The organism is Streptomyces sp. YIM 121038, assembly GCF_006088715.1.
Taxonomy (GTDB): Bacteria; Actinomycetota; Actinomycetes; order Streptomycetales; family Streptomycetaceae; genus Streptomyces.
This window is the reverse complement of the sequence record NZ_CP030771.1, coordinates 6,156,060-6,182,844: the sequence shown is the minus strand read 5'-3', so window position 1 is coordinate 6,182,844 and position 26,785 is coordinate 6,156,060. Positions and strand designations below refer to the sequence as shown.

General features: G+C 70.4%; 20 protein-coding genes. 6 read left to right on the top strand and 14 right to left on the bottom strand.

The features are described from left to right. Positions 1-99 precede the first annotated feature (99 nt). Positions 100-294: a hypothetical protein gene (locus C9F11_RS26580; protein WP_138961611.1), complete on the bottom strand. Its 195-nt coding sequence runs from the start codon at positions 292-294 to the stop codon at positions 100-102. Positions 295-463: 169 nt separating this feature from the next. Between C9F11_RS26580 and C9F11_RS26575 the strand changes: the two genes are divergently transcribed. Next, the gene (locus C9F11_RS26575; protein ID WP_138961610.1) at positions 464-2,704 is read left to right on the top strand and encodes a prolyl oligopeptidase family serine peptidase; all 2,241 of its coding nucleotides are present in this window, start codon (positions 464-466) and stop codon (positions 2,702-2,704) included. A gap of 310 nt (positions 2,705-3,014) precedes the next feature. Here C9F11_RS26575 and C9F11_RS26570 read toward each other — a convergent pair whose 3' ends face one another. The 12 genes from C9F11_RS26570 to C9F11_RS26515 form a co-directional block, all read right to left on the bottom strand. Beyond that, positions 3,015-4,037, bottom strand: coding sequence for a dipeptide ABC transporter ATP-binding protein (locus C9F11_RS26570; RefSeq protein WP_138961609.1), 1,023 nt, complete (start codon positions 4,035-4,037; stop codon positions 3,015-3,017). Beyond that, the gene (locus tag C9F11_RS26565; protein ID WP_249401900.1) at positions 4,030-5,082 is read right to left on the bottom strand and encodes an ABC transporter ATP-binding protein; all 1,053 of its coding nucleotides are present in this window, start codon (positions 5,080-5,082) and stop codon (positions 4,030-4,032) included. Before C9F11_RS26565 ends, C9F11_RS26570 begins: the two co-directional genes overlap by 8 nt. A 5-nt stretch (positions 5,083-5,087) precedes the next feature. Beyond that, on the bottom strand, positions 5,088-6,053 hold the full coding sequence (locus C9F11_RS26560; protein WP_138961608.1) for an ABC transporter permease: 966 nt from the start codon (positions 6,051-6,053) through the stop codon (positions 5,088-5,090). Next, positions 6,046-6,969, bottom strand: coding sequence for an ABC transporter permease (locus tag C9F11_RS26555; RefSeq protein WP_138961607.1), 924 nt, complete (start codon positions 6,967-6,969; stop codon positions 6,046-6,048). The genes C9F11_RS26560 and C9F11_RS26555 overlap by 8 nt, the downstream gene beginning before the upstream one ends. Before the next feature lie 70 nt (positions 6,970-7,039). Next, positions 7,040-8,662, bottom strand: a complete 1,623-nt coding sequence (locus tag C9F11_RS26550; protein WP_138961606.1) for an ABC transporter substrate-binding protein — start codon at positions 8,660-8,662, stop codon at positions 7,040-7,042. 250 nt (positions 8,663-8,912) lie between these two features. Next, complete coding sequence (locus C9F11_RS26545; RefSeq protein WP_138961605.1) at positions 8,913-10,067, bottom strand: dipeptide ABC transporter ATP-binding protein; 1,155 nt, start codon at positions 10,065-10,067, stop codon at positions 8,913-8,915. Further along, on the bottom strand, positions 10,060-11,112 hold the full coding sequence (locus C9F11_RS26540; protein WP_138961604.1) for an ABC transporter ATP-binding protein: 1,053 nt from the start codon (positions 11,110-11,112) through the stop codon (positions 10,060-10,062). The genes C9F11_RS26545 and C9F11_RS26540 overlap by 8 nt, the downstream gene beginning before the upstream one ends. Before the next feature lie 11 nt (positions 11,113-11,123). Continuing rightward, entirely contained in the window at positions 11,124-12,089 is a 966-nt protein-coding gene (locus C9F11_RS26535; RefSeq protein ID WP_138961603.1) for an ABC transporter permease, read from the bottom strand. Next, the gene (locus C9F11_RS26530) at positions 12,082-13,008 is read right to left on the bottom strand and encodes an ABC transporter permease (RefSeq protein WP_138961602.1); all 927 of its coding nucleotides are present in this window, start codon (positions 13,006-13,008) and stop codon (positions 12,082-12,084) included. The genes C9F11_RS26535 and C9F11_RS26530 overlap by 8 nt, the downstream gene beginning before the upstream one ends. Before the next feature lie 80 nt (positions 13,009-13,088). Further along, entirely contained in the window at positions 13,089-14,720 is a 1,632-nt protein-coding gene (locus tag C9F11_RS26525; protein ID WP_138961601.1) for an ABC transporter substrate-binding protein, read from the bottom strand. A 506-nt stretch (positions 14,721-15,226) separates the two neighbouring features. Continuing rightward, complete coding sequence (gene typA, locus C9F11_RS26520) at positions 15,227-17,134, bottom strand: translational GTPase TypA (RefSeq protein WP_138961600.1); 1,908 nt, start codon at positions 17,132-17,134, stop codon at positions 15,227-15,229. 143 nt (positions 17,135-17,277) lie between these two features. After that, positions 17,278-19,620: an ABC transporter family substrate-binding protein gene (locus C9F11_RS26515; RefSeq protein ID WP_138961599.1), complete on the bottom strand. Its 2,343-nt coding sequence runs from the start codon at positions 19,618-19,620 to the stop codon at positions 17,278-17,280. Positions 19,621-20,432: 812 nt separating this feature from the next. Here C9F11_RS26515 and C9F11_RS26510 point away from each other — a divergent pair. From C9F11_RS26510 to C9F11_RS26485, 5 genes are all read left to right on the top strand, one after another. After that, positions 20,433-20,759, top strand: a complete 327-nt coding sequence (locus tag C9F11_RS26510) for a hypothetical protein (protein WP_138961598.1) — start codon at positions 20,433-20,435, stop codon at positions 20,757-20,759. Between the two features lie 97 nt (positions 20,760-20,856). Beyond that, a complete protein-coding gene (locus tag C9F11_RS26505; protein ID WP_138961597.1) occupies positions 20,857-21,690 on the top strand; it encodes a hypothetical protein in 834 nt (277 codons plus the stop codon). A gap of 46 nt (positions 21,691-21,736) precedes the next feature. Next, a complete protein-coding gene (locus tag C9F11_RS26500) occupies positions 21,737-23,665 on the top strand; it encodes a fumarate reductase/succinate dehydrogenase flavoprotein subunit (protein WP_138961596.1) in 1,929 nt (642 codons plus the stop codon). Continuing rightward, positions 23,662-24,450, top strand: a complete 789-nt coding sequence (locus C9F11_RS26495) for a succinate dehydrogenase/fumarate reductase iron-sulfur subunit (protein WP_138961595.1) — start codon at positions 23,662-23,664, stop codon at positions 24,448-24,450. The genes C9F11_RS26500 and C9F11_RS26495 overlap by 4 nt, the downstream gene beginning before the upstream one ends. A 170-nt stretch (positions 24,451-24,620) precedes the next feature. Next, positions 24,621-25,886, top strand: a complete 1,266-nt coding sequence (locus C9F11_RS26485) for a hydrolase (protein WP_171075847.1) — start codon at positions 24,621-24,623, stop codon at positions 25,884-25,886. A gap of 11 nt (positions 25,887-25,897) precedes the next feature. Here C9F11_RS26485 and C9F11_RS26480 read toward each other — a convergent pair whose 3' ends face one another. Then, positions 25,898-26,596, bottom strand: a complete 699-nt coding sequence (locus C9F11_RS26480; RefSeq protein ID WP_138961594.1) for an SMI1/KNR4 family protein — start codon at positions 26,594-26,596, stop codon at positions 25,898-25,900. Positions 26,597-26,785 lie beyond the last annotated feature (189 nt).

Genomic DNA, 26,785 nt, shown 5'->3' with positions numbered 1-26,785 from the left:
CAGCCTACGAGCCCGGCGCACCCGCCCGGCGCGCATGCCGCACGTCCGCCCCTGCCGCGCCGGTGGGACCGGTGCGACAGGGGCGGCGGTGACGCGTCTTTACGGGTCGATGTCCTCGAGCACGCCCGCCAGGTTCGTCGACAGCTCGTCGATGGTTGGCGCCACGGACGAACTGGCCAGGTAGAACCCGAGCAGGACGCAGACGATCGCGTGGATCGTCTTGAGCCCCTGCTTCCGCACCAACATGACCACGATGATGGCCAGCAACAGCACCACCGAGACCGACAGCACCACGCCGGTTCACCTCCCACTTCCCCGAGCCTCACCCCTGCCTCGCCGGCGGAGTCCTCCACCCGTGCCAGCAAGGTCCTACCCACCACGCGCTACGGATCATAACTATCCGTGGAATCACATGAGTCGGAGCACCGAAACACGGGGGGCGCATCACACTTAGGCTCGGGGGATGACCATCCAGAACCCCGAGACCGCCGAGAATTCCGAGACGCCCGAGCAGGCCGGTACGCCGCCCGGCGCGGCGGCGCCGGACCGCACGGACCCCTCCGACACCGCGGCGCGGCAGCCGTCCTTCCCGCGCCTGCACGCCCGTACGCAGCGCTTCTCCCTCGGGACGCCGCGCGCGTTCACCGTCGCGCCCGACGGCTCCCGCGTCGTCTTCCTCCGCTCCGCGTCCGGCACGGACCGCGCGAACCAGCTGTGGGTCCTCGACCTCGCCGCGGACGGGTCCCCCGTGGAGCGCGTCGCCGCCGACCCGCAGGCGCTGCTCGGCGGGTCCGCCGAGCAGCTCTCCGCGGCCGAGCGGGCGCGCCGGGAGCGCAGCCGCGAGGGCGGCGCCGGGATCGTCGGGTACGCCACCGACGCGGCGGCGGAGCTGGCGGCGTTCGCCCTCTCGGGCCGCCTCTTCGCCGCGGAGCTGCGCGCGGGCACCGCGCGCGAGCTGTCCGTGCCCGCCCCGGTGATCGACCCGCGCCCGTCGCCGGACGGGCGGCACATCGCGTACGTCGCCGGGGGCGCGCTGCGCGTCACGGCTGCCGACGGCGGCGCGGACCGGGCCCTCGCGGAGCCCGACGGCGACGGGGCGGGCACGGTGACGTACGGGCTCGCGGAGTTCATCGCGGCCGAGGAGATGCAGCGCTTCCGGGGCTTCTGGTGGTCGCCGGAGTCGGACCGGCTCCTGGTCGCGCGGGTCGACGACACCCCGGTGCGGCGCTGGTGGATCGCCGACCCCGCGCACCCGGAGCGGGAGCCGGAGCAGGTCGCGTACCCCGCGGCGGGCACGCCCAACGCTGAGGTGCGGCTCTTCGTGATCGGCCTCGACGGCACCCGTACGGAGGTCGTCTGGGACCGCGAGCGCTATCCGTACCTGGCCCGTGTGCACTGGTCGGCGAGCGGTGCGCCGCTGCTCCTGGTGCAGGCCCGCGACCAGCGCAGCGCGCTGTACCTGGCCGTGGACCCCGGCACCGGGACGACGCGGATGGTGCACGCCGACGAGGACGACGACTGGCTCGAACTGTTCCCCGGGGTGCCCTGCTGGTCGCCCAGCGGGCAGCTCGTGCGGATCGCGGACGAGGGCGGCGCGCGCGTCCTCGCGGTCGGCGAACGGCCGTTGACGGGGCCGCAGCTGCACGTCCGCGCCGTGCTCGACGTGACCGACGAATCGGTCCTGGTCTCGGCGTCCGCGGGTGAGGCGGCCACCGACCCGGCCCTCGGCGAGGTGCACGTCTACCGCGTCAACGAGCTCGGCGTGGAGCGGGTCTCCCAGGAGCCCGGGGTGCACTCGGCGGTGCGGGCGGGCGACGTCACCGTGCTGGTTTCGGCCACGCTCGACCACGCCGGCTCACGGGTCCGCGTCCTGCGCGACGGCAAGCAGGTGGCCACCGTCGTCTCGCACGCGCAGCAGCCGGGGCTCACCCCGCGCGTGACGCTCACCGAAGGGGGCGCACAGAGGATTCCGTGCGCCGTCCTGCTTCCGACGGGGTACGACCCCTCCTCCGGAGTACGGCTTCCCGTCCTCATGGATCCGTACGGCGGCCCGCACGCCCAGCGGGTGCTCAGCTCCCGGAACATGTTCCTGACCTCGCAGTGGTTCGCCGACCAGGGCTTCGCGGTCGTCGTCGCCGACGGGCGCGGTACGCCGGGGCGCTCGCCCGCCTGGGAGAAGGCCGTCAAGGGCGATCTGACCCGCACCCTCGACGACCAGGTGGAGGCCCTGCACGCCCTCGCCGAGCGCTTCCCGCTCGACCTGGACCGCGTCGCCATCCGCGGCTGGTCCTTCGGCGGCTACCTCTCGGCGATGGCGGTCCTGCGCCGCCCCGACGTCTTCCACGCGGCGGTGGCCGGGGCGCCGGTGACGGATCTGCGCCTGTACGACACGCACTACCAGGAGCGCTACCTCGGCGACCCGGGCACCTCGCCCGAGGCCTACCGCACCAGCTCCCTCGTCGCCGACGACGGGCTCGTCGACCCCGCCGAGCCGCACCGGCCGCTCCTGGTCATCCACGGCCTCGCCGACGACAACGTGGTCGTCGCGCACTCCCTGCGGCTGTCCTCCGCGCTGCTCGCCGCCGGGCGTCCGCACGAGGTGCTGCCCCTCTCCGGGGTCACGCACATGACGCCCCAGGAGCAGGTCGCGGAGAACCTCCTGCTGTTCCAGGTCGACTTCCTGAAGCGCTCCCTCGGCCTGTAGGCCGTGACGACCGGCCGGGGCCACATGGCATGCCCCGGCCGGTCCAACGGCACCCGCACGGCCGTACGCCACCAGGCTGGCGCGCTCTCTTTACCTCCTGGGGTCGCCCAGGTTGCCGCCCTGTTACCGACCTCGCGGGTAGCGCCCCCTGGGGGCTCCGCCCCCAGACCCCCGCTCCTCAAACGCCGGAGGGGCTGGATTTCCAGCCCGTCCGGCGTTTGAGGACGAGGCGCGAAGCGCCGATACGGGGGTCCAAGGGGGCGGAGCCCCCTTGTTCGGGAAGGGGCGGGCCCGGGGCGCCCCGCGAGGGCTACGGCACCACGTGTTTCTCCTCCGCGAAGTGGCAGGCCGAGTCATGCGCGGCCGGCCCCGTGGCCAGGCGGAACTCCGCGGGGACGGCGAGGGCCGGGACCTCGAGGGCGCAGCGCTCCTGGGCCTTCCAGCAGCGCGTGCGGAACCGGCACCCCGAGGGCGGGTTCGCGGGCGAGGGCACGTCCCCGCTGAGGATGACGCGCTCGCGGTGCTCCCGGGCCCGCGGATCCGGCACGGGCACGGCGGAGAGCAGCGCCTGCGTATAGGGGTGCGTCGGATGCTCGTAGATCTCCGCGTCCGTGCCGACCTCGACGATCCGCCCCAGGTACATGACCCCGACCCGGTCGGAGATGTGCCGCACGATCGACAGGTCGTGGGCGATGAAGACGTAGGAGAGCTCGAACTCGCTCTGCAGCCGCTCCAGGAGGTTCACGACCTGCGCCTGCACGGAGACGTCGAGCGCGGAGACGGGCTCGTCGGCGACGATGACCTCCGGGCGCAGGGCGAGCCCGCGCGCGATGCCGATGCGCTGGCGCTGTCCGCCGGAGAACTGGTGCGGGTAGCGGTTGATGTACTCGGGGTTGAGCCCGACCACGTCGAGGAGGTCCTGGACCTTCTTGCGGCGCGAGCCCTTCGGCGCGACCTCGGGATGGATCTCGTAGGGCTCGCCGATGATGTCGCCGACGGTCATGCGGGGGTTCAGGGACGTGTAGGGGTCCTGGAACACCATCTGGATGTTCCGGCGGACGGCCTTCAGGGCCCGGCCCGAGAGCCCGGCGATGTCCTCGCCCTTGAAGCGGATCTCCCCCGCCGTGGGCCGCTCCAGGTTGACGAGCATCTTGGCGACGGTGGACTTCCCGCAGCCGGACTCCCCCACGATGCCGAGGGTTTCGCCGCGCCGCAGGTCGAAGTCCACGCCGTCGACGGCCTTGACGGCGCCGACCTGCTTCTTCAGCACGATCCCCCGGGTGAGCGGGTAGTGCTTGACGAGTCCGCGCACTTCCAGAATGGGCTCAGCCACGGAGGCACTCCTTCCAGAAGTGGCAGGCGCTGCGCCGCTCCCCCGCGAGGCCCTCGTACGTGACCGGGGCGAGCGGCGGTTCGTCGGTGCGGCACACGTCCTGGGCCATGGGGCAGCGCGGGTTGAAGGCGCAGCCGGGCGGGATGTTCGTGAGGTTGGGCGGCAGGCCCTTGATGGCGTAGAGGTCCTGGCCCTTCTGGTCGAGGCGCGGGATCGAGTCGAGGAGGCCGCGCGTGTAGGGGTGCGCGGGCGCCTGGTAGATCTCGTGGACGGGGGCCTTCTCCACGATGCGGCCCGCGTACATGACGGCGATGGTGTCGGCGACGTCGGCGACCACGCCCAGGTCGTGGGTGATGAGGATCAGGCCCATGTTCAGCTCGCGCTGGAGCTCCGCTAGGAGGTCCATCACCTGGGCCTGGACCGTGACGTCGAGCGCGGTCGTCGGCTCGTCCGCGATGATCAGGGCCGGTTCGAGGGCCATCGCCATGGCGATCATGATGCGCTGGCGCATGCCGCCGCTGAACTGGTGCGGATACTGCCCGACGCGCTCCCTGGCGGCGGGGATGCGCACGCGGTCCATCAGCTCGACGGCCTTGGCGCGGGCGTCCTTGCGGGACATGCCCCGGTGGACGACGAACATCTCGCCGAGCTGGTCGCCGACGCTGAGCACGGGGTTCAGGGAGCTGAGCGCGTCCTGGAAGATCATCGCCATGCCCGCGCCGCGCACCTTGCGCCGCTCGTCCTCCTTGAGCTTCAGCAGGTCCCGGCCCTGGAAGAGGATCTCGCCGCCGCTGATGCGGCCGGGCGGCACGTCGAGGATGCCCATGATGGCCTGCGCGGTGACGGACTTGCCCGAGCCCGACTCGCCGAGCACGGCGAGCGTCTCGCCCGCCGCGACGGCGTAGTCGACGCCGTTGACGGCCTTGGCCACGCCCTCGCGGGTGCGGAACTCCACGTGCAGGTCGCGCACTTCGAGCAGCTTGGCCGGTGGGGCCGGGGCCGCCGCCGCGGCCGCTGCGGACTCCGGGGGTGCCGTGGGTGCCATGGCGCCTACCTCAGCTTCGGGTCGAGGGCGTCGCGCACCGCGTCGCCGAGCATGATGAACGCGAGCACGGTGACGGCGAGGGCCCCGGCGGGCCACAGCAGCATGTGCGGGGCGTTGCGGACGTAGGCGGACGCCGCCGAGATGTCGATGCCCCAGCTGACCGTCGGCGGCTTCAGCCCGACGCCCAGGTACGAGAGCGTGGCCTCCAGGGCGATGTACGTACCGAGGGCGATGGTGGCGACGACGATGACCGGCGCGACCGCGTTGGGCGCGATGTGGCGCAGCAGCATCCGGCTGTTGGAGGCGCCGAGCGCGCGGGCCGCCTGGACGTAGTCGTTCTGCTTGGCGGTGATCACCGAGCCGCGGGCGATGCGGGAGATCTGCGGCCAGCCGAGCAGCACCATGAAGCCGATGACGGGCCAGACGGTGCTGGAGGTGACCACGGACAGCAGCACGAGACCGCCGAGCACCACCGGGATGGCGAAGAAGATGTCGGTGATGCGGGAGAGGACCGCGTCCCAGGCGCCGCCGAAGAACCCGGCGAGCCCGCCGAGCACGCTGCCGAGGAACGCCACGCCGAGGGTGGCGCACACGCCGACGGTGACCGAGGCGCGGGCCCCGTAGACGGTCCTGGTGTAGACGTCGCAGCCCTGGCCGTCGAAGCCGAAGGGGTGTCCCGGCGACGAGCTCTTCTGGGCGTTGGCCAGATCGCAGTCCAGTGGGTCGCCGGAGGCGATCGCGGAGGGCCACAGGGAGATGAAGACGAGGAAGAGGATGATCAGGCCCGAGACGATGAAGACGGGGTTGCGGCGCAGGTCGTGCCAGGCGTCGGACCACAGGCTGCGCACGGGCGCGGTGGGCCCGCCCGGGCCGCCGGGCGTGAGCGTCGTCGCCTCGCTGGCGGCGAGGTCCATCGCGCCGCCGGCGCCGGTCCCCGCAATGGCGCCTTCGTGCTCCTGGGGTTCAGGCATAGCGGATCCTCGGGTCGAGTACGGCGTACAGGAGGTCGACGATGAGGTTGGCGGCCAGGAAGACGAGGACGAGCACGGTCACGAAGCCGACGACGGTCTGGGTGCTCTGCCGCAGGATGCCCTGGTAGAGCTGGAAGCCGACGCCGTGGATGTTGAAGATGCGCTCGGTGACGATCGCGCCGCCCATGAGCGCGCCCACGTCGGTGCCGATGAACGTGACGACGGGGATGAGGGAGTTGCGCAGCAGGTGCCGCAGGACGACGCGGCGCCGGGGCAGGCCCTTGGCGACGGCGGTGCGGACGTAGTCGGCGCGGCGGTTCTCGGCGATGGACGTCCGGGTGAGCCGGGTGACGTAGGCGAGCGAGACGGAGGCGAGCACGAGCCCCGGCACGATCAGCTCGTCCACGGTCGCCTCGGACGACACCGACGGCTTGATGACGCCCCACTCCACGCCGAGCAGCAGCTGGAGCAGCAGACCGGTGACGAACGTCGGCACCGAGATGACGACCAGGGTGAGGATCAGCACCGTGGTGTCGATGGGCCTGCCGCGCCGCAGCCCGGTCAGCACGCCCAGGCTGATGCCGATGACGATCTCGAAGACGATGGCGACGAGCGTGAGCCGGACGGTGACGGGGAACGCGGTCCCCATCAGCTCGGTGACCTTCTGCCCGTTGAAGGCCGTCCCGAAGTCGCCGGTGAAGACGTTGCCCATGTAGGTCACGTACTGCTGCCAGACGGGCTTATCGAGGCCGAACTCCTTCTTCAGCTGGGCGGCCGTCGCGGGGTCGCACTTGCGGTCGCCGCACAGGCCCGCGATGGGGTCGCCCATCACGTTCACCATCAGGAAGATCAGCAGGGTGGCGCCGAAGAAGACCGGGATCATCTGCAGCAGGCGCCGGATCACATATCGCCCCATGGGCTGGCTCCGGGGGTAGGGGGAGCGGCCGCCCCGGTGTCCTGGGGACCGGACGGCCGCTCCGCGCGGCTCAGTTGACCTTGATCTCCGCGTACACGGGCACGCTGAACTGGTTCAGCGACACGTCCGAGACCCGGTCCGAGTAGCCGGCGCTGCCGTTCTGGTACCAGAGCGGGATCGCCGCCATGTCCTTGGCGAGCACCTTCTCCGCGTCCTGGAAGGTGGAGACGGCCTTGCCGGTGTCGGTCTCGGCGTTGGCCTTGTCGACGAGTGCGTCGAACTCCTTGCTGTTGTACTTGCCGTCGTTGGACGGGGCATCGGTGTAGTACACCGGCTGGAGGAAGTTCTGGATCAGCGGGTAGTCCATCTGCCAGCCCGCGCGCCAGGCGCCGTCGAGCTTCTGCTGCGAGGCCTGGCTGCGGAAGTCGGCGAAGGTGCCGATGGAGTTGCCGACGCAGGACCTGTTGTTGCCCAGGGCCTTGTTGATGGAGTTGCACACGGCGTCCACCCACTCCTTGTGGGAGCCGGTGTCCGCGTTGTACGAGATCTTCAGGGTGCCGCCGGGGATGCCGCCGCCCTCCTGGACGAGCTTCTTGGCCTGCGCGGCGTCGTAGTCGCAGGCGTCGCCGCACAGGCTCTTGCTGTAGCCGCCGTCCTCGCCGAGCACGGGCGAGGTCCAGTCCTTGGCGGGCGTCCGCGTCTTCTGGAAGATCGTTTCGGTGATCTGCTGCCGGTTGATGGCCATGGACAGGCCCTTGCGGACCTTCTCCATCCCGGGCCGGGTCCACTTGCTGTCGTAGAACGGGAAGGACAGGGTCTGGATGATGCCGGCGGGGGTGTTGATGTAGCGGTCGCCGAGGTCGTTCTTCACGTTCCTGAGCTGCGCGGCCGGCACGTCGTCGACGAGGTCGAGGTTCCCGGCCATCAGGTCGTTGTAGGCGATGCTGTTGTCGGTGTAGACCTTGAGGTCCACGCCGCCGTTCTGCGCCTTGTCGTCGCCGCTGTAGCCGTCCCACTTCCTGAGCTCCATCTTGGAGCCCTTCTGGTACGACTTGATGCTGTACGGGCCGTTGCCGACGGGCTTGGCGAGCCAGGCCGCGCGGTCGTCGAAGAAGGCCTTGGGCAGGGGCGCGAAGGCCGGGTAGCCGAGGGTCTCGGGCCAGGTGGAGAACTTCTGCGAGAGCTTGACGGTGAAGGTCCGCGCGTCGACGACCTTCAGGCCCGACAGGGTGTCCGCGCTCGGGTCGCCCTTCTCCGGGTGGACCTTGTCGTAGCCCTCGATGTAGCCGAAGAAGTAGGCACCCTTCTGGTTGTTCTTGAGGTGCGCCCCGTAGTTCCAGGCGTCCACGAACGACTTCGAGGTGACGGCCTCGCCGTTGCTGAACTTCCACCCGTCCTTGACCTTGACGGTGTAGGTCTGCGAGTCCTTCGTCTCGATGGACTCCGCGACCATGTCCTTGGCCTCGCCGGTCTTCGGGTCGTACCGCTTGAGGCCCCGGAAGATCATGTCGAGGACCTTGCCGCCCTGCACCTCGTTGGTGTTGGCGGGCTCCAGCGGGTTCTGCGGGTCGCCCCAGGAGGAGCCCACGACCCCGGAGCCGTCGCCGCCGCCGCTCCCACCACCACAGGCTGTCGCCGCGAGCGCGACCGCCGCCGCACAAGCGGCCCACTTGGCGTGCGTGGCTCCACGCATGAACTGCCTCCTCGCCTCCGCCGCGCGCCTGCCGCGCGCACTATCGCCAATATCGCGTTATAGGGGGCAAGCGGCACATTTAGCCCGGCCGTATGAGGGAAGAGGACCTCCGGATGTACGCATGCGGCGCCCGGATGCCCCGCTGCGCCGCCTTCACGGATCGCCGTGCGGGCCCGGGCGGCGGCCCCCGCACACACGTGTGCCCCGCCGGGCTCGCAGCCCGGCGGGGCACACGGACGGTGTCGCGGTGCTAGGCCGCGTGCACCACGTCCTTCTCCTCCGCGAAGTGGCACGCCGACTCGTGGGCGGCGGGGGTGTCCACGTCCTTGAAGCGCTCGGGGATCGCGAGCAGCGGGACCTCCTCCGCGCACTTGTCCTGCGCCTTCCAGCAGCGGGTGCGGAAGCGGCAGCCCGAGGGCGGGTTGGCCGGGGACGGGACGTCACCGGTGAGGATGATGCGCTCGCGGCCCTCGCGGGCCTCCGGGTCGGGGACCGGGACGGCCGAGAGGAGCGCCTGGGTGTACGGGTGCGTCGGGTGGTCGTAGATCTGCTCGTCGGAGCCGATCTCGGCCATCTTGCCGAGGTACATCACGCCCACGCGGTCCGAGATGTGCCGGACGATCGACAGGTCGTGCGCGATGAAGAGGTAGGACAGGTTGAACTCGTCCTGGAGCTTCTCCATCAGGTTGATGACCTGGGCCTGGACGGACACGTCCAGGGCCGAGACCGGCTCGTCGCAGATGATGATCTCGGGGTTGAGGGCCAGGCCGCGGGCGATGCCGATGCGCTGGCGCTGACCGCCCGAGAACTGGTGCGGGTAGCGGTTGATGTACTCGGGGTTCAGCCCGACCACGTCCAGGAGCTCCTGGACCCGGCGGCGCCGGTCGCCCTTCGGCGCCACCTCGGGGTGGATCTCGAAGGGCTCCCCGATGATGTCGCCCACCGTCATGCGCGGGTTGAGCGAGGTGTACGGGTCCTGGAACACCATCTGGATGTTGCGGCGCACGGCCTTCAGGGCCCGGCCTGACAGCTTGGTGATGTCCTGGCCCTTGTAGAAGACCTCGCCCGCGGTGGCCCGCTCCAGGGTCATGAGCAGCTTCGCGACCGTGGACTTGCCACAGCCGGACTCGCCCACGATGCCGAGCGTCTCGCCCTGGTAGAGGTCGAAGGAGATGCCGTCGACCGCCTTCACCGCACCGATCTGGCGCTTGATGAGGATGCCCTGGGTCAGCGGGAAGTGCTTCACCAGATTGCGGACCTGGAGGATCGGCTCACCGCGCTCGGCGGGGGCCTCGATGGCCGCGACGGCCTCCTCGGGCGTCGCCGCGTCGACCGTCTCCACCTCGGTGACGTTCGGCGTGGCGTCGGTGACGTCCGCGGCGTCCTTCTTGAGCTCCTCAGCCATGGATCGTCTCCTTCCAGAAGTGGCACGCGCTGCCGCGGCCCACGAGCTCCCCGCCGTCCCGCTCCGTGACCGGGGCGAGCTTCGGGATCTCGGTGCGGCAGATGTCCTGGGCCTTCGGGCAGCGCGGGTTGAACGCGCACCCCGTGGGGATCTTCAGGAGGTTGGGCGGCAGCCCCTTGATCGCGTACAGCTCCTGGCCCTTCTGGTCCAGGCGCGGGATCGAGTCGAGCAGGCCCCGGGTGTACGGGTGCGCCGGGCGCTTGTACAGCTCGTGCACCGGCGCCGTCTCCACGATCCGGCCCGCGTACATGACGGCGATCTTGTCCGCCACGTCCGCGACCACGCCGAGGTCGTGGGTGATCAGGATCAGGCCCATGTTGTACTCGCGCTGGAGCTCCGCGAGCAGATCCATGACCTGCGCCTGGACCGTCACGTCGAGGGCCGTGGTGGGCTCGTCGGCGATGATCAGGTCCGGCTCCAGGGCGAGCGCCATCGCGATCATGATGCGCTGGCGCATACCGCCCGAGAACTGGTGCGGGTAGTCGTTCACCCGCTCCTTGGCGGCCGGGATCTTGACCTTGTCCATCAGCTCGATGGCCTTGGCCTTGGCCTCCTTGCGGCTGGCGCCCTGGTGCACCCGGAACATCTCGCCGAGCTGGTAGCCGACGCTGAGCACCGGGTTCAGGGAGCTGAGCGCGTCCTGGAAGATCATCGCGATCTTGCGGCCGCGGATCTTCCTGCGCTCCTCGTTGGACATCTTCAGCATGTCCTGGCCGCGGAAGAGGATCTCGCCCTTCCCGATCTTGCCGGGCGGCATGTCCAGGATGCCCATGATCGCCTGCGCGGTCACGGACTTGCCGGAGCCCGACTCGCCGAGCACGGCGAGCGTCTCGCCCGGCTCCACGGTGTAGTTGACGCCGTTGACGGCCTTGGCCACGCCCTCGCGGGTGTGGAACTCGACGTGCAGGTCCCGGACTTCGAGCAGGGGTGCCCGCTCGGCGTCGCGCGGGGCGGGCACGCTCGCCTCTTTCTCGATGGTGGTCACGTACGCCTCCCTCAGCGCAGCTTGGGGTCGAGGGCGTCGCGCACGGCGTCGCCCAGCATGATGAACGCCAGGACGGTCAGGCTCAGCATGCCGGCCGGGAAGAACAGGATGTACGGGTCGTTGCGCAGCTGCTTGGCGGCGTCGGAGATGTCGCTGCCCCACGAGATCGCGTCGTCCGACAGGCCCATGCCGAGGAAGGAGAGGGTCGCCTCGGCCGTGATGTAGCCGCCGAGCGCGATGGTCGCGACGACGATCACGGGTGCGGCCGCGTTCGGCAGGATGTGCCGGATCAGGATCCGCCAGGTGCTCGCACCGAGCGCCTTGGCCGCGACCACGTAGTCGGAGTGCTTGGTGGTGATCACGGATCCGCGCATGACGCGGGTGATCTGGGTCCAGCCGAGCACCGCGAGGGCGCCCACCACCGTCCACACCGTGCGGTCGGTCACGGCGTTCATCACGACCATGGTGCCGAGCAGGAACGGGACGCCGAAGAACACATCGGTGATCCGCGAGATGATCGCGTCCCAGACGCCGCCGAAGTAGCCGGCGAGCATGCCGAGGATGGAGCCGATGATGGTGACGGCGATGGTGACGCAGATGCCGACCGTGATCGAGTTGCGGGCTCCGTACAGCACGCGGGCGTAGATGGACCGGCCCTGGCCGTCGTAGCCGAACCACTCCGGCTGGAAGAAGTGCGTGTAGCTCGGCTTCTCCAGGAAGTGGTTGCGCAGATCGCCCTTGGTCGGGTCGGCGCTGGTGAACATGCCCGGGAAGAACGCGATCACCACGAGCAGCACGATGAGGAGCCCGGAGATCACGAAGAACGGGTTGCGGCGCAGGTCCCGCCAGGCGTCCGCGGCAAGCGAGCGGGGCTTGCCCGGCGCCGGGCCCGCGGCGGCCTCGGAGGCCGTCGCCGCGGCCTTGGCCGCGCCGTCGGAGGCCGCGTCCGGCTGAGTGGTCTTGGTGACGTCAGGCATAACGGATCCTCGGGTCCAGGACCGCGTAGAGCAGGTCGACGATCAGGCTCGCGGCCAGGTAGACGAGCACCAGGATGGTCACAGTGCCGACGATGACCTGACCCTCGCGGCGTGCGAGACCGTCGAACAGAGTGTTGCCCACGCCCGGCACGTTGAAAATGCCTTCCGTGACGACCGCGCCGCCCATCAGGGTGCCGATGTCGGTGCCGAGGAAGGTCACCACCGGGATCAGCGAGTTGCGCAGCAGGTGGCGCGTCATGATCCGGCTCTTGGGCAGACCCTTGGCGACGGCGGTGCGGATGTAGTCGGCGCGCAGGTTCTCCGCGATGCTCGTCCGCGTGAGCCGGGCGACGTACGCGAGGGAGAGCGAGCCGAGCACGATCGCCGGAAGGATCAGCTGGGTGATGTCCGTGGCGTCCTGGACCGTTGGCTCGGTCCACTTCAGCTGGAGTCCGAACACCGTCTGGACGATGTAGCCGAGCACGAACACCGGAACCGAGATGACGAGCAGCGTGAAGACCAGGATCAGGTTGTCCACGACGCGGCCGCGGCGCACACCGGCGAGCATGCCGAGGGCGATGCCGAGGACCATCTCGATGCCGAAGGCGAGCAGGGCGAGCCGCACCGTGACGGGGAACGCCTGGCTGAGGATGTCGCCGACCGGCCGGCCACCGATGTTGGTGCCCAGGTCACCGACGGCCAGGTTCTTCATGTAGTGCAGGTACTGCTGCCAGAGCGGGAGGTCGAGACCGCGCTGGTGGCGAATGGCCTCCATCTGCGCCGGGTCCGGCGGCTTGTCCCCCCACAGCGCCCGTACCGGGTCGCCGGGAAGCACATTGACCATCAAGAAAATGAGAAGAGTGGTCCCAATGAAGACCGGGATCATCTGGAGCAGTCGCCGCGCGACGTAGCGCCCCATGGAAGCCTCCGTCCTGTGCGAAGCCGCCCGTGGTGCCGACCGGGATCACCGGTCGGCACCACGGGCTGAGCCCTCGCGAACTACTTCTTGTACACCTGGACTTCAGTGAAGATCGGGCTCGCTTGCTGGTCGAACTTCACGCCAGAGACATTGGTGGAGTAGCCGGTCTGGAACTTGCCGTACCAGAGCGGGATGGAGGGGAAGCTGTTCTGCAGGCTGCGCTCGGCCTCGTTGTAGAGGTCCGCGGACTTCTCGATGGTCGGCGCCTTGTCGGCCTTGGCCGTCAGCTTGTCGAAGTCCTTGTTCGAGAAGCCGCTCTGGTTGCCGCCGACACCGGTGCCGTAGAGGTCACGCAGGAAGTTGCCGTTGAACGGGTAGTCGAGGACCCAGCCGGAGCGGTACATCGACTTGACCTTCTTGGCGTCACGCGTCTGCGTGTCGGCCTGGAAGTCGGTCTTCGGGTCGCCCACGCAGTTCACGCCGGTCGCCTGCTTGATGCTGTTGCAGACCGCGGTGACCCAGCCCTTGTGCGGCTGGTCGGCGTTGTACTGGATGGAGACCTTGTTGTCCGGGACGCCGCCGCCGGCCTTGATGAGCTCCTTGGCCTTCTTGGCGTCGTACTTGCAGTACTCGCCGCAGGCGCCGGGCTTGTAGCCGATGATGTCCTTGGCGACCCAGCCGGTGGCGGCCTCACGGGTGTTGTTGAGGACCGTCTTGATGATGGTGTCGCGGTCGATCGCCATCGACAGGCCCTGGAGGACCTTGACGTCGATGTTCTTCCACTGCTTGGTGTAGCGGGCGAACGCGATCGTCTGGATCATCGAGAAGTCCTGGTTGATCGCGCGATCACCCAGGTCTTCCTGGTAGTTGGCGAGCTCGCCTTCCGGCACGATCGCCATGGAGTCGACGTTGTTCGACACCAGGTCCTTGTACGCGCCCTCGGAGGAGGCGTAGTTCTTGAAGGTGACGCCACCGTTCTTGGCCTTGTTCGGGCCCTGGTAGCCGTCGTAGCGCGTGACCTTGATGGACTTCTTGTGGTCCCAGCTGGCGAACTTGTACGGACCGTTGCCGACCGGCTTCTCGCCGTAGCCCTTCGGGTCCTTGAAGAAGCCCGAGGGCAGCGGGGAGAAGACCTCGTAGCCCAGCTTGTACGCGTAGTACGGGATGCCCGCGTTCAGCGTGATCGTGAACTCGTTCTCGCCCTTGACCTTCAGACCCGACATCTTGTCGGTCTTCGGCTTGCCCTTCTCGGGGTGGACGTCGGTGTAACCCTCGATGTCCGCGAACCAAGAGCTGTTGGTCTGGTTGTTCGGCGTGTGGGCCGCCCAGTTCCACGCCTTGACGTACGACTCCGCGGTGACCGCCTCGCCGTTGTGGAACTTCCACCCCGGCTTGAGCTTGACCGTCCAGGTCTTGTTGTCCTTGGACGGCGTCACCGACTCCGCGTTCATGTTGACCAGCTTGCCGGTGCCCGGCGTGTAGTCGACGAGACCGGTGAACAGCGTGTGGATGACGTCGCTTCCGTACGCCTCCTTGGTGTTCGCCGGCTGAAGCGGGTTCTGCGGCTCGCCACTCGCGTAGACGAAGGTGCCGTTCTTGTCGATCGCCCGGTTCTTGTTGTCACTGCCGCTGTCGCCGCCACCACAGGCCGTCGCGGCAAGGGCGATAACAACCGCGCCCCCAACCCACTTGGCGCTCTTGGCACCACGCATGGGGTTCCTCCTCATGAGTCCACTTGTTCGCTACAAGAGGGGGTACGTCAAGCAGCGCCGACACCCCTGCCGACGAAGATCGAGTACCCCAGTGTGCTCGTGAGTCGGCGCTCCCCACAGCGCGTGACCCATTGACCCGAGCTATACGCGGTCAACTATTAGCCATGAGGTACGGCCCGACCACACCCTTTTGGTCTCGGTTCAATCACACCTGGCACGTACAACTTCCAAAATCCGGACAAACCGATCCCAGATAGATGGTTGCGAAACGGACGTGTTACCCATCTAACGGTCAAGAGAGTCCGTATAGCGGACAGATCGTGGGCAAAAACCGGTTGCCGAGCAGCGGTCGAGCCACTGTCGAGCCGCCTTCGCGGAGACGCTCCGTGACGAGACGCTATCGCTCCCCGGATACGCCGGAGGCCGGCTCCCCCCACACCGGTGGGTGTGGGGAGGCCGGCCTCGACGTCGGTCCCGCGGAGCGGCCCTGCCGCGTCCTGAGGGGCTCAGCCGTGCTTGGCGCGCGACGCCGCACGGGCGCGCTCGCGCTGGTCCAGGTTCACCTTGCGGATGCGGACCGCCTCCGGGGTCACCTCGACGCACTCGTCGTCGCGGCAGAACTCCAGGGACTGCTCCAGGGAGAGCTTGCGCGGCGGCACCACGTTCTCGGTGTTGTCCGCGGAAGCCGCACGCATGTTGGTGAGCTTCTTCTCCTTGGTGATGTTCACGTCCATGTCGTCGGAGCGCGAGTTCTCACCGACGATCATGCCCTCGTACACCTCGGTGCCGGGCTCGGTGAACAGCACACCGCGCTCCTGGAGGTTGATCATCGCGAACGGCGTGACCGCGCCCGCGCGGTCGGCCACCAGCGAACCGTTGTTACGGGTCTGGAGCTGGCCGAACCACGGCTCGTGGCCCTCGTGGATGGAGTGCGCGATGCCCGTGCCACGGGTGTTCGTCAGGAACTCCGTACGGAAGCCGATGAGGCCGCGGGACGGGACGACGAACTCCATGCGCACCCAGCCGGAGCCGTGGTTGGACATGTTGTCCATGCGGCCCTTGCGGACGCCCATGAGCTGCGTGACGGCGCCCATGTGCTCCTCGGGCACGTCGATGGTCATGCGCTCGACCGGCTCGTGCGTCTTGCCGTCGATCTCCTGGGTGACCACCTGGGGCTTGCCGATGGTCAGCTCGAAGCCCTCGCGGCGCATCTGCTCGACCAGGATGGCGAGCGCCAGCTCACCGCGGCCCTGCACCTCCCAGGCGTCCGGGCGTCCCGTCTCCAGGACACGCAGCGAGACGTTACCGATCAGCTCGCGGTCCAGACGGTCCTTGACCTGGCGGGCGGTGACCTTGCGGTCCTTGACGGCGGACTTGGCGTCCGCGCCCTTGCCGGTGCCGCCGCGGCCGACCAGCGGCGAGGTGTTCGTACCGATCGTCATGGAGATCGCGGGCTCGTCGACCGTGATCAGCGGGAGCGCGATCGGGTTCTCCGGGTCCGCGAGGGTCTCACCGATCATGATGTCGGGGATGCCCGCGACGGCGCAGATGTCACCGGGGCCGGCCTTCTCGGCGGGCTTGCGGGTGAGGGCCTCGGTCATCATCAGCTCGGTGATGCGCACGTTGGCCATCGAACCGTCGCGCTTGATCCAGGCGACGGTCTGGCCCTTGCGCAGCTCGCCCTGCTCGACGCGGAGCAGCGCGATGCGGCCGAGGAAGTTGTCGGCGTCCAGGTTGGTGACGTGGGCCTGGAGCGGGGCCGACTCGTCGTACTCGGGGGCCGGGACGTGCTCCAGGAGCGTCGTGAAGAACGGCTCCAGGTTGGTGCTGTCCGCGGGGACGGTGCCGTCCTCCGGCTTGGTCAGCGAGGCCACGCCGTCACGGCCGCAGGCGTAGACGATCGGGAACTCGATCTGGTCCTCGTCGGCGTCCAGGTCGAGGAAGAGGTCGTACGTCTCGTTGACGACCTCGTCGATGCGGGAGTCCGGGCGGTCCGTCTTGTTGATGCAGAGGATCACCGGCAGCCGCTGCTGGAGGGCCTTGCGGAGCACGAAGCGGGTCTGCGGCAGCGGACCCTCGGAGGCGTCGACCAGAAGGACGACCGCGTCCACCATCGACAGACCGCGCTCGACCTCGCCACCGAAGTCGGCGTGGCCGGGGGTGTCGATGATGTTGATCGTGATCGGGTCGCCACCGTCCTTCGGGTGGTACTTGACCGCGGTGTTCTTGGCCAGGATCGTGATGCCCTTCTCACGCTCCAGGTCGTTGCTGTCCATCATGCGGTCGTCGAGGGACTCTGCGGCGTGCGCGGCAAAGGCGCCGGCCTGCTTGAGCATGGCGTCGACGATGGTCGTCTTGCCGTGGTCGACGTGGGCGACGATGGCGACGTTACGAATGTCGTGGCGCGTGGGCATGCGAGGTGCGCTTCTCCCGGGAAGAGTGGAAGGCTGCGCGTACTTTTCTCTTTTGGTACGCGCGCCCTGCCGGGCAGACACACGCCACGGCCTTACCCCATTCTACGCGGCCCCGCCGGAACCGGCCCGGCGGGGCCCCGGCCTCAGCCCCGGGACGGGCTCTCGGCGGGTCCGGCGCCGGGCTTCCGGTAGCCCATGTCCTCGTAGAGCGGGGTCGCGAAGCCGAAGGCACCGGCGTTGGCGAGGTTCGGCCGGGCCGCCACCAGTTGGGGGCGCTGGTACAGGGGGATGGAGCCCGCGGCCGCCCAGATGCGGGCGTCGGCCTTCTTCACCAGGGAGCGCATCTCGCCCTCGTCGAGCTCGGCGAGGGCCTGGTCGAAGAGCTGGTCGATGTGGTCGGTGCCGACGCGGGTGTAGTTCTGTTCGACGTTGAGGGAGCCGTCCGCGGCGGGCACCGGCTTGGCGAAGATCGGCCGGGCGTCGGTGGCGGGGAAGGCGGACGCGGGCCAGGAGTACAGGGCCAGGTCGTACTGGCCGGACGCGATGTGGTCCTTGAAGTAGCTCTCGTCGGCGACCTTCGCGATCTCCATACGGACGCCGATGCGCTCCAGCATCCGGGAGATGCGGTCGGCGACGCCGCGCAGCGCCTGCGAGCCGTCGCCGGACGGCAGGACGAAGCGGAGCGTGAGCGGCTTGCCGTCCTTGGCCAGGGGCCCGCCCGCCCCCTTGCCCGCCTTCGGTGCGGCGGTGCCCTTGGGGGCGTAGGCGCCCGGGGCACCGCCCCTGGCGTGCTTCTCCGTGTGCTTCTCGGCGTGCTTCTCGGCGTGCTTGCGCGCGTGCTTCTTGGCCGGGGCGCCCGGGTCCTTGCGCTGCTCCTTGTCGGCGTCGCGGCGCGCGGTGAGGGCGTCGGCCTGGCGGGCCAGGACGGCCTGCTGGAACGCGGCCGCGGGGGCGGGCGCGAGGACCGAGGTGCCGGAGTCGCCGGGCTTCTGGTCGTCCTCGCCGACGACGTACGTACCGTCGTCGCCGTCCTCCTCGCGGGCCTCCGCCTCGCTGCCCGCCGCGTTCTCCTTCTTGTCCTTGTCCTTGTCCCTCTTGAGCTTGTCCTTGAGGGGGCCGCCGGGCGTCCAGCCCGCGTCGGCGAGCAGCGCCCGCGCCTCGGCGGTGTCCTGGTCCCCGAGCGCCCCGCTGTTGTCCGCGTACGCGTCCTGACCGGCCAGGGCCAGATGGCTGCCGACCGGGAGCGCGGGCAGGCCGAGCGGCTTCAGAACCGTTTCCGCGAGCTCGGTGCGGTTCAGGGCGCGGGCGACCGCGCGGCGGACCCGGTCGTCGGCGAGGGGGCCCTCGGCGCCGTTGAGGGCGAGCTGGGTGTAGGCGGGTTCGAGGGACTTGCGGACCGTGTAGCCGCGCAGGCCCGCCTGCTCGTCGGCGTACCGCGCGACGGCCTTGTCCGTCCGCTCGCGCGCCTCCTGCTCGGCCGCGGCGGCCTCCTCGTCCGTGCCGTGGGCGCGGGCCCAGGAGCGCAGGGCGTCGGCGGGGGTGAGCCGGGCGCCGGGGCCGTGCGTGAGCGGGCCCCGGTCACCCTTGTCCCGGGCGGCCAGGGCGATCCGGCCCGCCTCGTCGGCGTCCACGTCGGCCAGGTCGACCTTGCCCGCGGCCAGCGCGGCGGCGCGGCGCTCGCGCGGCACCTCGCGCAGGACGAGCGCGTCGAGCTTGGCGGGGCTGCCCCACCAGCGCGGGCTGCGCCGGAGCGTGACCTCGCCCGCGGCCCGGTCGACGTCCTTGAGGGCGAAGGGGCCCGCGGTGACCTTCAGCCTGGTGCGCGCGCCGTCGTTGAAGGAGTCGGGGGTGCCCATGACCTCCTTCGGGTACAGCGGCGAGAACAGCGAGCGCCAGTCCGCGTACGGCTGCGCGAAGGTGACGCGCACCTCCAGGTTGTTGGCGCCGCGCTCGATCTTCTCGATGCGGTCGTAGCCCGCGTTGCGGGCCGTCCAGTACGCGCTGTCCTTGCCGGACAGGGCCCGCCACTGGGCGGCGAAGTCGTCCGCGCCGATCTCCCGGCCGTCGCTCCACACCGCCTGCTGGTTCAGCTTGTAGAGCACGACCTGCTTGGGCTCGCTCTCGACGACCTTCGCGGTCTCCAGGAAGTCCGGGTTGCGCTGCACGCGGCCCTGCGCGTCGAGGCGGTACAGGGAGGGCAGGACGGCGCCCGCCACCCGGGACGTGGCGTCGTCCGCGTCCGACTGGAAGGTGTTGAAGGTCTCCGGCAGCGCGTCGACGGCCCACTTCACGGTGCCGCCGTCGGCCACCAGGTCCCGGGCGGCGGGGGCGACGTCCTGGGCCGCCGCGGGGGTGCTCGTCTCGTCGTCCGCGCCGCACCCCGCGAGGGCGGGCAGCGCGAGGACTCCCGCGGCGAGGAACACGGCCGATCGGACCGTGGCCTTCGGGCGGACCGGTCGCTGCGGCCTGGCGCGGTCGTGGGGCATGACGGGTACCTCCGGGGCTGGCCCGGCCGCGATCCGCCCTGACGGGCGGGGGTGGGAGGGGGGCCGGGGCTGGTGACGTGGTGCCGTTCGTGGTCCGGGTGGGGGGCTCGCAACGCCGTTCCGCGGTGCCCTGGGGGTGGCGCCCTGGGGCGGTGGCCCGGGGGTGGTGCCCCCCCGGGGTGCCTTCGGGGTGCCTCCGGGGCGGTGCCCTTGGCGGTGTTGCTCGGGGTGCCGTTTCCATGGGTATGCGCGGATGGCGGCGTTACGGGCGAAATATGGAGTTGATCACATGTATCACCCCCACTGAACGCGACGGCCCCCGGCGCGGTCCCCCGACACGACGGCCCTCCCCCCAGAACCCACCCATGCGGCCCAACGCCCCTCTCCCCCCACCCCGGGAACGGCGGACAGCCGACGAGCGACAGCGGACGAGCGGACTCCCGGCCCGCGCGGCAGCGCGATGAGAGGGCGGGCGGGGTGGGGGCGCCCCAGCCCGCCCGGCGTCCGAGGACGAGCGCGGCAGCGCGATGAGGGGCAGGCGGGCGGGCGGGGGGACAAGCCCGTCCGGCGTGTGAGGACGAGGCCGGAGGCCGATGCGGGAACGGGCGGAAGGCCCGGGCCCGGCCCCCGCGGAAGGAGAGCCGGAGCGCGGCCCCACCGGGGCCGCCGGGGCGCGCTCCGGCGGACATGAGCCAGCCCGCCCCCTTCCCGGGCCCAATCACGACAGATCCCTTCCCAAGCCGGGATGTGAGGCGCGACACTCGCAGGCGCATGAGCGTTTACGACCGCACCCCTTGAAGTGAGGGCAAGTCATGGCTCTGCAAGACGACCTGACGGCCATTCAGCGCTGTGTCGACGACCTCGTCCGCACGGTGGGCCGGATCGAGCGGCAGGCCGAGGCGGACGCGGCGGGCGTCGACTTCCGCCGGGTCCGCATGGACACCGACCACCTGCGCGAGAGCGTCGCGCTGCTGCGCGCGGCCGTGGCCCCCGCATCTCCGACCGAGCGCCAGTCCCCGGCGCCCCCGCCCCCCGCGCGGCCCGCGATGGTCCCCGTACCGGACACCCCGTACGACAGCTCCCTGTGGACGGACTCCGACGACGAGGGCCTGGGCGCCCGCTACCGCCGCGCGCCCTAGCCAGGCCCCGGCCCCGCCCGCCCCCGGCCCGTCCGGCCCCGGCCCCCGGGGCCCGCGCCCGTCGTAACCCACCCGTCGACGAAGGAGTGGAGCCTCGTTGGCAACTGGCACCGAACCCCATCTGAACAAGGGCACGGCCCCCGGCGGCGTACGGCACGGCACGCGCGCCGCGATCGCCGCTGCCCATCTGCGGACGGACCGCTGGTGGCTCCAGCCCGCCGCGACCGCCGCCGGACTGTTCGCCTTCGTCGTGTACTCGACGTGGCGGGCGTTCGCGAATTCCGACTACTACGCGGCGCCGTACGTCTCGCCGTTCTACTCGCCGTGCGTCGCGGACAATTGCAAGCCGATGAAGAACGGCCCGAACTGGGAGATCTTCGGCAGCTGGTGGGGCCTGTCCCCCGCCCTGCTCATCCTCATCTTCCCGCTGGGCTTCCGGCTCACCTGCTACTACTACCGCAAGGCCTACTACCGCGGATTCTGGGCCTCCCCGCCCGCCTGCGCGGTCGCCGAACCGCACGCCAAGTACACCGGCGAGACGCGTTTCCCGCTGATCCTGCAGAACATCCACCGGTACTTCTTCTACGCCGCCGTACCGGTCGCGGGCATTCTCACCTACGACACCGTGCTCGCCTTCCGCGACGAGCACTACGCGTGGGGCCACATGGGCCTCGGCACGCTCGTGTTCCTGGTGAACATCGTGCTGATCTGGGCGTACACGCTCTCCTGCCACTCGTGCCGGCACGTCGTCGGCGGAAAGCTCAAGCACTTCTCCAAGCATCCGGTGCGCTACCGGATGTGGCAGTGGGTGGGCTGGCTGAACGGCCGTCACATGCTGCTCGCCTGGGCGTCGTTGATCAGCGTCGCGCTCGCCGACTTCTATGTGTATCTGATCGCCTCCGGCGCGTTCGACGATCCGACACTGTTCTGACGACGAATACGACGGATATGACGAAGGAAGAAATAGGGGCGTTCTGATGTCTCAAGTGGAGCGGCAGCAGTGGGATGTCGTCGTCGTGGGCGCCGGCGGTGCGGGCCTGAGGGCCGCGATCGAGGCCCGTGAGCAGGGCGCGCGCACGGCGGTGATCTGCAAGTCGCTGTTCGGCAAGGCCCATACGGTGATGGCCGAGGGCGGCATCGCGGCGGCCATGGCGAATGTGAACTCCGGCGACAACTGGCAGGTGCACTTCCGTGACACCCTGCGCGGCGGAAAGTTCCTCAACCAGTGGCGGATGGCCGAACTGCACGCGCGCGAGGCGCCCGACCGGGTGTGGGAACTGGAGACCTGGGGCGCGCTCTTCGACCGCACCAAGGACGGCCGGATCTCACAGCGGAACTTCGGCGGCCACGAATACCCCCGGCTCGCCCACGTCGGTGACCGTACGGGTCTCGAACTGATCCGCACCCTCCAGCAGAAGATCGTGGCCCTCCAGCAGGAGGACGAGAAGGAATTCGGCGACTACGAAGCCCGCCTCAAGGTCTTCCAGGAGTGCACGGTCACCCGCGTACTCAAAGAGGGCGACCGGGTCAGCGGCGCTTTCTGCTACGAGCGGGAGAGCGGGCGGTTCTTCGTCATCGAGGCGCCCAGCGTCGTGCTCGCCACCGGCGGCATCGGCAAGTCCTTCAAGGTGACGTCGAATTCGTGGGAGTACACGGGCGACGGGCACGCCCTCGCACTGCTCGCGGGCGCCCCGCTGCTGAACATGGAATTCGTCCAGTTCCACCCGACGGGAATGGTGTGGCCGCCGTCGGTGAAAGGCATCCTCGTCACCGAGTCCGTGCGCGGCGACGGCGGTGTCCTGCGGAACTCCGAGGGCAAGCGGTTCATGTTCGACTACGTCCCGGACGTCTTCAAGGAGAAGTACGCGGAGTCGGAGGAGGAGGGCGACCGCTGGTACGAGGACCCGGACCACAACCGCCGCCCGCCCGAGCTGCTGCCCCGGGACGAGGTGGCGCGGGCCATCAACTCCGAGGTGAAGGCGGGGCGCGGCTCGCCGCACGGCGGGGTGTTCCTCGACGTGTCGACGCGGATGCCCGCCGAGGTGATCCGGCGGCGGCTCCCCTCGATGTACCACCAGTTCAAGGAGCTGGCGGACGTCGACATCACCGCGGAGGCGATGGAGGTCGGCCCGACCTGCCACTACGTGATGGGCGGCATCGCGGTCGACTCCGACACGGCGGCGGCGCGCGGCGTGCCGGGCCTGTTCGCGGCCGGCGAGGTCGCGGGCGGCATGCACGGCTCCAACCGGCTCGGCGGGAACTCCCTGTCCGACCTGCTCGTGTTCGGCCGCCGCGCCGGTCTCCACGCGGCCCGGTACGCGGACGAGTCGGCCGTACGCCCCGTGGTGGACGAGCCGCAGCTGGACACGGCGGCCGCGGAGGCACTGCGTCCGTTCAGCGCGGAGGGCCCCTCGGACGGGGCGCCCCCGGAGAACCCGTACACGCTCCACCAGGAGCTCCAGCAGACCATGAACGACCTGGTCGGCATCATCCGTCGCGCGGGCGAGATGGAGCGGGCCCTGGAGAAGCTCGCCGAGCTGCGGGTGCGGGCGCGGCGGGCCGGGGTCGAGGGGCACCGGCAGTTCAACCCGGGCTGGCACCTGGCGCTCGACCTCCGGAACATGCTGCTCGTCAGCGAGTGCGTGGCGCGCGCGGCCCTGGAGCGCACCGAGAGCCGCGGCGGGCACACCCGCGACGACCACCCCGGGATGAACCGCGAGTGGCGCCGCGTGAACCTGCTGTGCCGCCTCGTCGACCCGACCGGCGGCCTCGCGGCGACCGACCCGGAGCGCGGCCAGATCGACCTCGAACGCGTCACGACCGATCCCATCCGCCCCGACCTGCTCGCCCTCTTCGAGAAGGAGGAGCTGGTCAAGTACCTGGCCGAAGAGGAGCTCTACGAGTGAGCACAGCTGCATCGTCCACGGCGTACGACGCGCGCTTCAGGGTCTGGCGCGGCGACACCGGCGGGGGCGGCCTCGAGGACTTCACGGTCGAGGTCAACGACGGCGAGGTGGTCCTCGACATCATCCACCGCCTCCAGGCCACCCAGGCGCCGGACCTCGCGGTGCGCTGGAACTGCAAGGCGGGCAAGTGCGGTTCCTGCTCGGCGGAGATCAACGGGCGGCCGCGCCTGATGTGCATGACCCGGATGTCGGTGTTCTCGCGCGAGGAGACCATCACCGTCACGCCGCTGCGGGCGTTTCCCGTGGTCCGCGACCTGGTGACCGACGTGGGCTTCAACTACGCCAAGGCGCGCGAGGTGCCCTCCTTCGTGCCGCCGCCCGGCGTGGGCCCCGGCGAGTACCGCATGATGCAGGAGGACGTGGACCGCTCCCAGGAGTTCCGCAAGTGCATCGAGTGCTTCCTGTGCCAGGACACCTGCCACGTGGTGCGTGACCACGAGGAGAACAAGACGGCGTTCGCGGGGCCGCGCTTCCTGATGCGGGTCGCGGAGCTGGACATGCACCCGCTGGACGCCGCGGCGGACACGGGCCTCGACCGCAAGGCCACCGCCCAGGACGAGCACGGGCTCGGCTACTGCAACATCACCAAGTGCTGTACGGAGGTGTGCCCCGAGGGCATCCGCATCACGGACAACGCGCTGATTCCCCTGAAGGAGCGCGCGGTGGACCGCAAGTACGATCCGCTGGTCTGGCTGGGGAACAAGATCCGGCGGCGGGGGGAGTAGGCACCACAGGCACGGGGGCTGGCGGGGCTGGCGGGGCTGGCGGGGCTGGCGGGGCTGGCGGGGCTGGCGGGGCTGGCGGGGCTGGCGAAGGATGTGTGGGGGTAATCCCCCAGGCAAGTCTCGTGATCTCCCCCATGGTTCCGGCGTGGGCGCGCGGCCAGCATGGAGGCATGGAGATTCGCACGGCGCGGAGCGCGCGCTCGATGAAGGTGCTGGTGGCCGCGGGCCTCGCGGCGGCGGTGACGCTGGGGGCCGGGGCCGCCGCCCCGGCCTTCGCCCGGGGGACGGAGAGCGCGGTGCGCGCACAGCCCGAGGACGGAGTGCGCCCCGTCCTGCCCGCCCCGACAGGCCCTCACCCCGTCGGCACGGTGACGTCCCGCCTCGTCGACCACTCCCGGCACGACCCCTGGGTCACCTCGCAGCCGTACCGGGAGCTGATGGTCAGCGTCTGGTATCCGGCGCGGAAGACCGGCGGCGGCCCCGCCCCCGCGCCGTACATGGCGCCGGGCGCGGCCGAGCGGTGGGACGCCGCCGCCCCGCACGGCATAGCGAAGGGCGCCGTCGACTGGCCGGGCATGCGCACCCACGCGCGCCAGTCGGCCCCGGTCGACGACCGCGGCGGCCGACGCCCGGTGCTGCTCTATTCCGCGGGGGCCAACGACCCGCGGACCTGGGGCACCTCCCTGGTCGAGGAGATGGCGAGCCGTGGCTATGTGGTCATCACCGTCGACCACACCTATGAGGCGCCGGGCGTGCAGTTCCCCGACGGCTCGGTCAAGGGCGACAAGCCCCTGCGGGACGCCTTCGCCAAGGTGACGGACGACCGGTCGCTGTCCCGGCTCCTGAAGAAGGTCCTGGACACCCGGGTCGCCGACGACAAGTTCGTCCTCGACCGGCTCGGCGCCCTGCCGCACGGCCTGTCCCGGGTGATCGACCGCGGCCGCGTCGGCATGTTCGGCCAGTCCGCGGGCGGAATCGCCGCCGCCGAGACGATGTACGAGGACAAGCGCGTCAAGGCCGCCGTCAACCTCGACGGCACCATGGAGCTCAACGGCGAGCCCAAGGGCACGAACCTCACCCCGGTGGCCCGGCACGGCGTCGACCGCCCGCTGCTCCTCATGGGCCGCGAAGGCAGCGACCACACCACCGAGCCCTCATGGGGCGCCTTCTGGTCCCACACCCCGGGCTGGAAGCGGGACTTCACCCTCCGCGGCTCCCAGCACCAGACCTATACGGACCTGGCGGCCCTGCTGCCCCAGACCGGAGCCTCCCGAGCCGTCATCGAGAAGAACATAGGCACCGTCGACCCGAAGCGGGCCGTCGCCGCCCAGCGCTCCTATGTGACGTCCTTCTTCGACCGCTGGCTGCGCGACCGGGACAACCACCTCCTGGACGGCCCGTCGCCCCAGTTCCCGGAGGTGCGCTACGTCCCGTAGCACCGGGCGGGCTATGTCCCGTAAGGGCGGGGGCGGCCCTCGGCCGCCGTCCGCTCCGCGTGCTCCAGCCACGACAGATACCACTGGGCGAAGGTGACACGGGGCTTGTCCTGCCGCGTCACGGGCTGCACGCCCTCGCCGACGGCCCGCACGTCGTCCCACAGGGTGCCGCGCTCCGGGCCCGTCACCGCGAGGAGGGTGTAGTAGCCACAGCCCTGGTGGCCGAGGTGGAGGGTGCCGTCGGTCAGGGAGTCGTGGAGCACGTCGTAGCGCGCCTCCCAAGCCGCGTAGTCACGGCTCAGGGCCTCCTCGTCGGCGTAGTCGTCGGCACACGGCTGATCGGCCTCATGACCGGCCAGTTCGTCGGTGCCCTCCGGGCGGAACGGCAGCGCGCAGGCACCGGAGTCCGGCTCGTCGTCCGACCCCGGCGGCCTCTGGGCGAAGAGGCCGTAGTCCGGGCCCGCGCCACCCGCGCCGACCTGGCGGAGGAAGTCGCGGTACTCCCCCGGCAGTTCCACACCCAGGTGGTGCTCGACGGCCCGCACCTCCGGCTCCGAGAGGACGGGCTCAAGGCGGAAGCCATGGCCGTGCTCGCCGAGCCAGTCCGCGCCGAACACCTCACGCCAGTGCGGCGCCTCCCGCACCGCGAGCACCCGTTCCCGCACACCCGCCCAGACCCCGCCCACCGCCGCCCCTCTGAGTCCGATCACCGCCGCCCCCTCAGTCCGCTCACCTCCACCGTACGAGAGGCCGTCGGCCCGGCCCCCGGTCGCGGGGCCTCAGGGACCGCCCTACGCTGCCAGATGTGACGTCGTTCCCGTCGTCCCGGCGCTCCGCGTTGCCTGCGCCCGCTGTGCCGTCCCCGCCGTCCGCGTGGACGCGCACCGCCGCGCGGGCCA